Source organism: Ureibacillus thermosphaericus (assembly GCF_012396605.1).
Lineage (GTDB): Bacteria > Bacillota > Bacilli > Bacillales_A > Planococcaceae > Ureibacillus > Ureibacillus thermosphaericus.
Map to the genome: position 1 here is coordinate 1 of NZ_JAAXPW010000056.1, position 10,618 is coordinate 10,618.

The 10,618-nt window shown below is 27.8% G+C and carries 6 protein-coding genes; all 6 read left to right on the forward strand.

What is annotated here, in order from left to right; genetic code table 11:
• The first annotated feature begins 514 nt into the window (after positions 1-514).
• The 6 genes from HF990_RS14365 (at position 515) to HF990_RS14390 (ending at position 10,401) form a co-directional block, all read left to right on the forward strand.
• Entirely contained in the window at positions 515-1,009 is a 495-nt protein-coding gene (locus HF990_RS14365; protein ID WP_096550357.1) for a tetratricopeptide repeat protein, read from the forward strand.
• Positions 1,010-1,025: 16 nt separating this feature from the next.
• On the forward strand, positions 1,026-2,591 hold the full coding sequence (locus HF990_RS14370) for an O-antigen ligase family protein (RefSeq protein ID WP_168412856.1): 1,566 nt from the start codon (positions 1,026-1,028) through the stop codon (positions 2,589-2,591).
• A 62-nt stretch (positions 2,592-2,653) separates the two neighbouring features.
• Positions 2,654-3,865 (forward strand): glycosyltransferase, encoded by a 1,212-nt coding sequence (locus tag HF990_RS14375; RefSeq protein WP_168412857.1) that lies wholly within the window; start codon positions 2,654-2,656, stop codon positions 3,863-3,865.
• Between the two features lie 53 nt (positions 3,866-3,918).
• Positions 3,919-4,713, forward strand: coding sequence for an ABC transporter permease (locus HF990_RS14380; RefSeq protein WP_168412858.1), 795 nt, complete (start codon positions 3,919-3,921; stop codon positions 4,711-4,713).
• Positions 4,703-5,959 (forward strand): ABC transporter ATP-binding protein, encoded by a 1,257-nt coding sequence (locus HF990_RS14385; protein ID WP_168412859.1) that lies wholly within the window; start codon positions 4,703-4,705, stop codon positions 5,957-5,959. Before HF990_RS14380 ends, HF990_RS14385 begins: the two co-directional genes overlap by 11 nt.
• Before the next feature lie 44 nt (positions 5,960-6,003).
• On the forward strand, positions 6,004-10,401 hold the full coding sequence (locus tag HF990_RS14390) for a glycosyltransferase (protein ID WP_168412860.1): 4,398 nt from the start codon (positions 6,004-6,006) through the stop codon (positions 10,399-10,401).
• The last annotated feature ends 217 nt before the right edge of the window (positions 10,402-10,618 follow it).

Genomic DNA, 10,618 nt, shown 5'->3' on the forward strand with positions numbered 1-10,618 from the left:
AAGAGAACAGCTATTCACGGAAGTTATAAAGACTTGCGTCAATCATCTTAATTGAACCGCCGTATACGGAACCGTACGTACGGTGGTGTGAGAGGACGGGAGTTAATCGCTCCCTCCTACTCGATTAGAGCCGTTTTTTTTTAGTTTTAGTGTTCGTGAATATAAACTAGAACTAATTTTTTTAAAAAGTAAAATGAAAACACTCTGCTGAACTGTATCGCTAAACGGCATTATACAAGGAGTAGAAAATAATTAATAACATGTGTTAATAGTAAAGTATTAAAATTTAATGTATAATAATACTAGAGAAACATCGTTTGTGAGTTTTATATTCACAAAATGAAATGGTTCTCTTTTTTTATTCCTAAAGAATAAAGGTTGAATAAAAACTAATCGTTACTATAAGGATTTAGGTGGCAATAATATGTAAATGATACTAAAGCAATATATAATTAAATAGTGTATAATAATTTAGGTATTAACTGTAATGAAAAATGATAAAAGGAATGAGAATATGAAATTAAGAGAATCTCATAGAAAATACATATTGTTAGGAATGATTGGGTTCATTATCGTTGGTTTAATTACAGCCAATGTAATGGCAAAAAAACAAGATCAAGAGTTTATAAAAAATGAATTATTGTATGATCAGGTGCAACAAATGTATAATAGTGGGAATTATGAAGAAGCTTTGGTTTATATCAATGAATTATTAAAAACTCAACCTAATTCAGAGGCAGTAAACCACATGGGAGGATTAATTACTGCAATCAATAAGGAATACAGTAAGGCTGCAATATTGTTACAAAAAACACTTGATATTAATCCGTATAAAGTAGAAGATCCTATATTTATGCTTCAATTAGGGGAAGTGTTTTATCAAGCAGAGCGTTATGAAGATGCAAAAGTTGTTTTAAATCATTGTAAAGAGATGGGATGGGAACCAGAAGAATTACCAAAATACCAAGAAAAAGTTTCTGAATTGCTTACTTCAATTCAAAATCAATAGTAAGGTAGGTATACATATGACTTTATTTTATGGAGAAGATCGACAAATAAATATATTAGTAGATGAAGAAGAAAATCGAGTATCAAGGGCAAATATAGATAAATGGATATTTAGATTGTTACTTATTTTGATTGGTTTTATGCCTATAATTGTATTGGCTCACGTTAGAGAAGTAATTAGTCCTCAAGTATCCAATATTAGTCTTCTTTTTTCTGGAACAAAAGGCGACATCTTTACTTATTATAAGTTTTTATTAATTTTAATTATTACGATTGTTTCAGCCATTTTATTACTAATCAAATTATTTTTTATGAATGGTACAATTCGAAAAACTGTATTGAATTATATTTTGGGTCTATTTGCAATTTCAATTGTGATTTCAACAATATTTTCACCGAACATATCTATTGCTTTAGCTGGACAATATAACAGAAGTGATGGTGCGATTAGCTGGTTGTGCTATATTGCATTAATGTTTATTGCCATGAATATTAATTACCCAAAAAATGCAGTAAATAAAATTATATATTCACTCTATCCTTTTGTATTTATTAATTTTATTATCATTACAATGAACTTTACAGGTAACGATTTAATGCAAAAGGAATGGGTGAAAAAACTTGTAACTGTATTTTTACCTGAAGGAGCTAATTTAGCTGAAGGCGCACAGTTAGTTGGTACATTAAACCAATGGAACTATATGAGCGGTATGTTTGCTATAATGACAGTAATATTTTTGGCAGCCGCATTAGTTGGTGAAAATTGGTTATATAGTATAATCAATACAGTAGTTGCAGTGTTATCTATTGCTATAATGTTTATGTCAATATCGACTAGTGGATTTGTAACTGTTCTAATTCTATTTTTACCAATAGTTATTATCCTTTTTAGATTAGATAATAAATTAAAAGGTATTATAATACTAACTATATTTTTAGTATTATCAGGAGGAACACTTCATTTCCTATCTAAAGAAAATCCTAAAGTATGGGCTGAATCATTTGGTTTTCTTATAGATAAAAACCCATATGAAGAAGAATCAGCATCACAATCAACTACAAATTTTGAATTGATTAATAGAGTTTACGCATCAGATCGTACCTTCGAATTACCGGAGTTACCAGAGCGTGCAGTAGCAGCTGGTACTGGCCGCGTCTATATTTGGGAAAAAACTTTTGATTTATTAAAAGATCGACTTCTTTTAGGTTATGGCTTAGATTCGTTAATGTATAATTTTCCACATTATAATATTGATGCAAGAGCGGGGTTATTTGATGAAAATCAAATTGTTGATAAACCCCATAATATATTTGTAGGAATTTTATATGGTACAGGTTTAGTTGGATTTATTTCGTTAATTCTAGTATTTGCAACAACCATGATATATTTAATTAAAGCTTTTATCAAAAAAGTTGATATACAATATTTTATACTGGGAATAGCATCGCTGGGTTATTTCGTTCAGGGAATGTTTAATGATTCGCTACCTGGTATATCTGGTGTTGCATGGATAACTATAGGAATATTTGTGGGGCAAATACTAAATGAAAACAAAAAAGATATCAAAACAGAAAAAATATAAGAGAACTATATCAAAATAATAGTTTAACAATGAATAAGGACATTGAAGGGGAATTATAATAAATGTTTTTTTCTAGACTTTTTAGATTTTTAAAAAAATATGGCTTAATGACGTTTTTAAAAAAAATAATTGAAGAAGTAAAAGTCTTTTTTCAAAAAAGAAGGAATACTAAACTGCATACAAAAATTTTAAAAGACATTTTAAATGAAAATAGTGGGAAAGAGATTATTGTATTTCTTTCCCCTATTCCGTGGAATGTTCCTCTATTTCAACGTCCTCAGCATATAGCCCAAAATTTAGCTAGACAAGGTTATTTATATTTTTATTGTACGGATAGTGTTGAAGTTAATGGATTTAAAAAAATAGAAAATTCTTGTTATGTTACAAATCGTCAAGATATTGTTCTAAAAAATATAGAGAAATTTATTCTTCATACGTATTCTACTGATACAAGAAACTTAAAAAAAATAATAAAGCTAGCTAAAAATAGAAAATGTACTTTTTTATATGAGTATATAGATGAACTGGATGAAGAATTAGTTGGTAAGATAAATAATTATACAATTAAAAAGCATAAGAACTTTTTAAAGGATGAGGAAAATACTATAGTTGTTGCTTCTGCTGATACTCTTTATCGGGAAGTATTGTCATACAGAACAAAAAAAATTGAACTTGTAACCAATGGCGTGGATTATAGTCATTTCAATATCCCATATAGCCATAATAATATTCCTATAGAAATAAAAGATGTTGTTAATAAGAAAAAACCGATTATTGGATATTTTGGAGCTTTTGCTTCTTGGTTTGATTACGAATTAATCATAAAATTAGCAATTAATAAGCCGGAATATGAAATACTGCTAATAGGCTGGAATTACGATAATTCAATATTGAATTATGGTTTCGAAAACTTTGAGAATGTAACCATAATTGGTCCAATTGACTATCAGTTTCTACCAGAGTATGCAGTACATTTTTCAATCTCCACAATTCCGTTTGTATTAAATCAAATTACAGAATCGACTTCACCGATAAAATTATTTGAATATATGGCTTTGGGAAAGCCGATAGTTACAACTAATCTAAAAGAATGCAGAAAGTATAAATCAGTATTAATTGCCGAGAATCATGATGATTTTATTAATAAATTAGATATTGCATTAAAACTAAGTACAGATAAAGATTATCAAAATATATTAGCAAAAGAAGCATTAGAAAATACTTGGGAGGCAAAGGCTAAGGCAATTCAGTATTTATTACATGCAACCGTATAATTCTTGCTAATAGTTGTAGGTTATTAAATAAAGAAAGTGAGTGTGTATTATATTTGCTAAGTTATATACAGAAGCACCGAAACTTAATTAAGCAATTAACTAAAAGAGAATTTGAAGCTAAATATAGAGGATCAGTGCTTGGAGTTTTATGGTCTTTCATTACACCTTTATTAATGTTAGCTGTTTATACATTTGTATTTTCAATTGTATTTAAAGCCAGATGGGGAGTAGAACAGAGCGATAATAAGTTCGAATTTGCAATGATAATATTTTCAGGTTTAATTATGTACAATATTTTTAGTGAAACAGTTAGCAAATCAACAATGGTAATAACTTTTAATGTGAACTATGTAAAAAAAGTGATATTTCCTTTAGAAATATTACCTTTCACTACTTTTTTGTCGTCTTTAATAAATGCGCTTATTAATATTTGCGTTCTATTAATTGGTATCCTACTGTTTATTACCAATTGGAATCCGGGAGGAATATTGATTTCATTGATATATTTTCTACCAATTAGTTTCTTTTCTTTAGGTTTTGCATATATTGTTGCTTCCATTGGTGTTTACATAAGAGATTTGGCTAACACTGTTGGTCTGATTTTAAATATATTATTTTATATAACACCTATTTTTTATCCAATTTCCCTTGTTCCAGAATTTATGCATCCAATAATGAATTTAAATCCATTAACATATATTGTTGAAGGTTTTAGAAATGCAATTTTTGCAAGTGAATTGCCAAATATGTTTAATTTTGCTCTATTCACTATAAGTGGATACATATTCATGATAATAAGTCTTATATTATTTCGGAAATTGAAAAGAGGATTTGCAGATGTCTTATAGTGATGTGGTAATACAAGTTAAGAATGTCACCAAAGAATATAAAATATATAAAAAACCTATTGATAAAATACTTTACAATCTTGCACCGAATTTTTTCCAAAATAAAGTCAGCAGCTTTACTGCATTAAATAATATTAATTTAAATATCACTAAAGGATCTACTGTTGGTATTGTAGGGAGAAACGGATCTGGTAAGAGTACGCTTTTACAAATTATTGCAGGTACATTAAGTCCTACTCATGGTGAAGTAATAATAAACGGAAGGGTATCTGCACTATTAGAGCTTGGGGCAGGGTTTAACCCTGAATTCACCGGACGAGAAAATGTATATTTAAATGGTGCAATACTTGGTCTTAGTAAGAAAGAAATTGATGAGAAATTTAACGAAATACATGAGTTTTCAGAAATAGGGGAATTTATTGATCGACCTGTAAAAACATATTCAAGTGGTATGTTTGTTAGACTTGCTTTTTCTGTTGCAGCGTTTGTTGATCCAGATATTATGATTATAGATGAAGCACTTTCAGTTGGCGATGAGAAATTTCAAAGAAAATGTTACAATTATTTAGAAAGTTTAAAAGAAAAAGGCTGCACTATATTATTCGTATCTCATTCAATGCGTGTTGTTGAACAATTATGTGATTATGCTTATCTTTTAGATAAATCTAAACTAATCGCAGAAGGTTCACCAAAAGAAATTATAGATAAATACCATTTGCTCCTTTATTCTCAAGAAAATGAATACCTACAAAATTTAAATCAAGAAGTAAAAAAACATAAAGAAAGCAGTAATAATAATGAATTAAAAGAAAATCAAAAAGATGTCTTTATTGAAAATGTTAAAATGTTTAATAACTTACAAGAGGAATCTTACGTATTTGATTCTGGGGAATTTAGTAAAATTACTTTAACAGTTTATTCTTCTATTGATGTTCAAGATATATTAGTTGGTATTAGAATTAAAAATACTGAAGGTATAGAAGTGTATGGTACAAGTACAATATATTTTAATATGAAAGTGAATTTTAAGAAAAATAAACAATACAAAATTTCTTTTACTCAAGACTTAAATTTGGTTGCTGGTACATATCATATTTCCGTAGCTATAGCAAAACAAGATGGGAAAAATGATATGATATATTTCGACAAATTATCTGACTTTCTAATATTTAAAGTGGAAGAAATTCCACTAAAAGGAACCGGTATTGCGAATTTAAATAGTACTATTGATATAATAGAAAGTTAATATTTTTTAAATCCGAGAACTAACTGAGAAAGTGTGATTCGAGTATGAAGAACAAAAACATTTTAATTGTTACAGAACATTTTTATATGGGTGGCTTAGAAACTCATATTTTATCTCATTGTGAAGTTCTAAATGGATTGGATAATAATTTATTTATCGCCACATCCAAAGACTCTGATATTTCTTTAATTCAAAAGTATATAAAGAAGAGTTTATTTATTGAAAACTTCTCTAGCACTATTGGTGCAGATGTTTTAGCACATTTTAAAGTCTTAAAAGATTTTGTATTGGAAAATGATATTAATTATATTCAAATTCATCCACATAAATCTGCAATTGTGGCTGCTGCAGTTGCTAATTATTTAAATATACCATTTTCTTATACTGCTCATGGCCCATTGAATTTTAGCCCAACATATGGAGAGATATATAGAAATTTAATCTTTGATACTATTTTACCATCTGCTCATAGAATATATGCTGTTTCTGAAGAAGTTCAGTCAATAATTAATATTAACAATGAATCTCTTGATGTAACAGTATTACCTAACATTGTACCGGTAAATAAAAATATTAATAATTATAATATCGATCGTAAGTTTGTTAGTATGATTTCTAGATTGGATAAAGATAAAATAAATGGCGTTTTTGAATGTATAAGGTTTTTCAGAGAATTTTTAAAAACTAATTTAGGATTTGGAAAAAAATTAATTATTATTGGTGATGGGGACTCTTATAATGATGTAAAAGAATTTACAAAAGATGATGAATTTATTGAAATGGTAGGATATTCTGATGAAGTAGATAAGTTCATTAAGGATTCATACTTTGTTTGTGGTATGGGAAGAGTAGCTCTAGAATCAATGGCACAAAATGTTCCTGTTCTATTAGTAGGATATGATGGGTTAAAGGGTTTTATTAATGTTGATAATGTTGAAAATTTAGCACGTTCTAATTTTTCTGGGAGAAATGCTAAAACCATTAATTATAAAGAAATTATTTCGCAGATTTGTAAAATGAATAATCACAATGAAGACTTCTGTTTACAAAGATGGGTTATTGATAATAGAAGTTCTAAAATACTAAAAAATGAATATTTAAATTTAGTACTAAACAGTAATAAAAAAATGCAAGTTAATAAATGGAGCGAAAATTTTCTTAATATTTGTAAGGGCTTAATTAATGATGATATATTAGTATCTTACAATATTGTATATTTTTTAGATTTATTCAATATTAACAAAAACGATAAATTATTATTTTACTTAACTAATGAATTGAATAGGGTAAAAGAGGAAAAAGAAAGACAAGCCATTGAGTTAGGAATGGTTAGACAGAGTTTACATGAAATATCAATAAAAAATTCCGAAGTAGAGCTCAAATATAGTGATTTAATTGATAAAATCAATGAATTGTCAAATGATATCAGTAATAGAGAACTAAAACTAATTGAAAAAGTGGATGAGTTACTTAATCTTCCAAACAAGAAACAAGAAATTGATACATTATATGAAAATCTAAATCAATATAAAGCTGAAATAGATCAGCTTCATGTAAATCTAAATCAATTAAACCAACAGATAGCAACAAATGATATAACTTTTAATAAGTTATCGCAAAAAATCTATGACTTACATGGCTCAAAATATTTTAAACTAGTCAATTTATTGAAACGCATATATATACATTTGTATAAAGGAAATGTAAGTGAAAAGAAAGAGTTTATTAATTGGTTTTATAATAAACTGTTAAGGAAACCGTATGTATCAAAAAATAAAATCGCTCACCCATTAGATGAACTAATCACAATCATAGAACATAGAAATAGTTTATCATCAAATGAATTGTATGAGCGCCATCCTGAGCCTGAAGTTGAAAATTTTGAATCTATATATAATAAAAAATATTTGTATTATGAAAATTATTTAAAACAACCGAATGATGACTATACGATAAAAATAAAAGATATATTGAAAAGTAAAAAGTTTAAAGGAATTGTAGTGTATCCACCGGCAGTTCATTGGGAGCCAATTCAACGACCACAACAATTTTTAAGAGAATTCGCAAAAAAAGGATACTTATGTTTTTTCTGTGATTCTAATATTAATGGGGATTCTTTCATTAAAGAATATGAAAATAACTTATTCATTATTAATAATGAAGCGGCATTACTATCAGTACTAAAAAATAAGTTCTGTATTGTATTATGTACTTGGCAAGGCCAAAAAGCTTTTATAGATCATTTACCACATAAATTATTATGGTATGATTTGCTAGATAAATTAGAATTCTTCAGTGATACGGATAATAAAGCAATTGAAGCACATAATGAAATGGTACAAAATGCTGACATAGTCACATATTCAGCTGAGAAGTTATATAAATATGTAGAAATTAGAAAAGATGCGGTTCTATTACCAAATGCTACTAATTTTGAGGACTTTAAGGATTTAAATAACAATACTTTAATCAGAAATGAATTATTAGATAAAAAATATTCAAATGTGATAGGTTATTTTGGTGCAATTGAAGAATGGTTTGACGCTGAGATTATAAATAAATTAGCAGAAAGAAATAAGGATTGGTTATTTGTTATTATTGGAAGTGTTTCTCCTGATATACATTTTAACAATATTGACAATATACGTTTATTAGGCAGAGTAGACTATAGTAAATTAGTTGATTACGCTTCTTTATTTGATGTTGCATTAATTCCTTTTAAAGTTAATGAATTAACAGATTGTGTATCCCCTGTTAAATATTTTGAATATAGAGCATTAGGATTGCCAGTAGTTTCTACTCCGATTCATGAAATGAAAAGATATAAAGATGATTACGGTGTATATTTAGCTGCAGATTATTTGGAATTTGAAAATTCTATAAAAGAAGCTCTAGCTTTAGACAAACAAGAATTAAAAAATAATTCAAAAAGATTTGCTTTAAACAATCAATGGAAGAATAGAGTTGATTTAGTTGAAGAAAGAATTAATAATAGTATCACAAATTTAAGAGTGTTTGCTAATTATAATATGACAAATCATGTTGCTGTAATGACCGGTACATTCCTAGGATTAGATGGGGATAGTTTCTATTCTGGTGGAGCAGAAAGATATCTAATTGACCTAAATGAAATTGTAAATTCAATTGGATTTGAATTAATCATTTATCAATATGGAACTTTCCCTTGGACTAGGAAATTTAAAAATATAGAAGTTAGATCATTAGCACGTGGAGAGAAAGAAATAACTGAATTGTCGATTGAAAATGTTAAAAACTATAATCGTGTTTTTTATGATGAAGAAAATGGTATAGCTTTATTGAATATTTATTCTGCATTTTTTGAAGCTTGGCCAAATGTTGCTAGACCAAGTATTGGAATTAGCCATGGTGTTGCATGGGATTCTCCAATAAATGAGAATTTGTCTGCATTAACATTTTGGGAACAAAATAGAAAAATAATAGAATCCGCATCCTTGGTTGATAAAATGGTTTCAGTTGATACAAATACGGCTAATTGGTTCCAGACAATTGACTTTAAGTTAGGAAACAAAATGGAGTATATACCAAACTATGTAGATACCGATGAATTTAAACCTGTCAAAAAAGATAGTGATAGAATTGTTATAATGTATCCTCGTAGATTATATGGTGCCCGAGGTCTGTATTTGGTGTTAGATATAATTGATGATATCCTTAAAAAATATAAAAATGTAGATTTTTATTTTGTTGGAAAAGGGTTTGAAGAAGACACGAGACATGTTGAGAAAAAGATAAAAAATTGGAAAGAAAGAATTAAATGGTATTCTTTAGATCCATCAGAAATGCACAAAGCATATGAAGTTGCAGATATAGTTTTAATACCAACATTGCACAGTGAAGGGACTAGCCTTTCTTGTTTAGAAGCTATGTCTTCAGGAAATGCTATCATCGCTACAAGGATTGGTGGATTAACAGATCTTGTAATTAATAATTTTAATGGCTTGTTGATTGAACCAAATAGTAATGCGTTGAAAAATAGTATTGAATATTTATTGGAAAATCCTGATAAATTAAAATCAATAAAAGAAAATGCTATACAAGTTTCAAAAGTATTTTCTAAATCACAATGGGATAAAAAATGGTCATCTCTTATTCAAACTTATATTGATAAAACAAAGATTAAGGAATCGAGTATTGTGACTAAAACTCTACATGTTTATGTTGATGACAATTTGGATTTAAATCGATTTGTAAATATCATAAAAGAGTATCTAGTGAATGGATACAATGTTATGGTATTTATGAAAAAAATCATAAATAATAGAAAAATGTTCAGCTTTGGAAGATTGCAGTTTTTAACTTTTGAAGAAGATATCTTTGATCCCGGGGATTATATTATCGCATCCACTAAACTGCAAAAAATTATGCAAGATAAAAAATATAAAGTAGATAAGTTTATTTAATTTTTATAAATAATTTATACATCCTTCTAATCATAATTTGACGTATACAAATTATGGTTAGAAGGATTCTGTGTGATTTGCTATTTATATTTTGGCTCTATAATATTTGGTGTTGGTGAGTAAAAACCAGCACCAATTTTTTTGAACAAAAAAATGAGACAGTGACAAAACTCTGGTAAAATGTAATCGCCAAAACACATTTTCCAAAGGAGTTGTG

Coding starts and splice junctions, on each gene's coding strand:
- HF990_RS14385 (WP_168412859.1), top strand. CDS start 4,703: ATGTCTTATAGTGATGTGGTAATACAAGTTAAGAATGTCACCAAAGAA.
- HF990_RS14390 (WP_168412860.1), top strand. CDS start 6,004: ATGAAGAACAAAAACATTTTAATTGTTACAGAACATTTTTATATGGGT.
- HF990_RS14370 (WP_168412856.1), top strand. CDS start 1,026: ATGACTTTATTTTATGGAGAAGATCGACAAATAAATATATTAGTAGAT.
- HF990_RS14365 (WP_096550357.1), top strand. CDS start 515: ATGAAATTAAGAGAATCTCATAGAAAATACATATTGTTAGGAATGATT.
- HF990_RS14375 (WP_168412857.1), top strand. CDS start 2,654: ATGTTTTTTTCTAGACTTTTTAGATTTTTAAAAAAATATGGCTTAATG.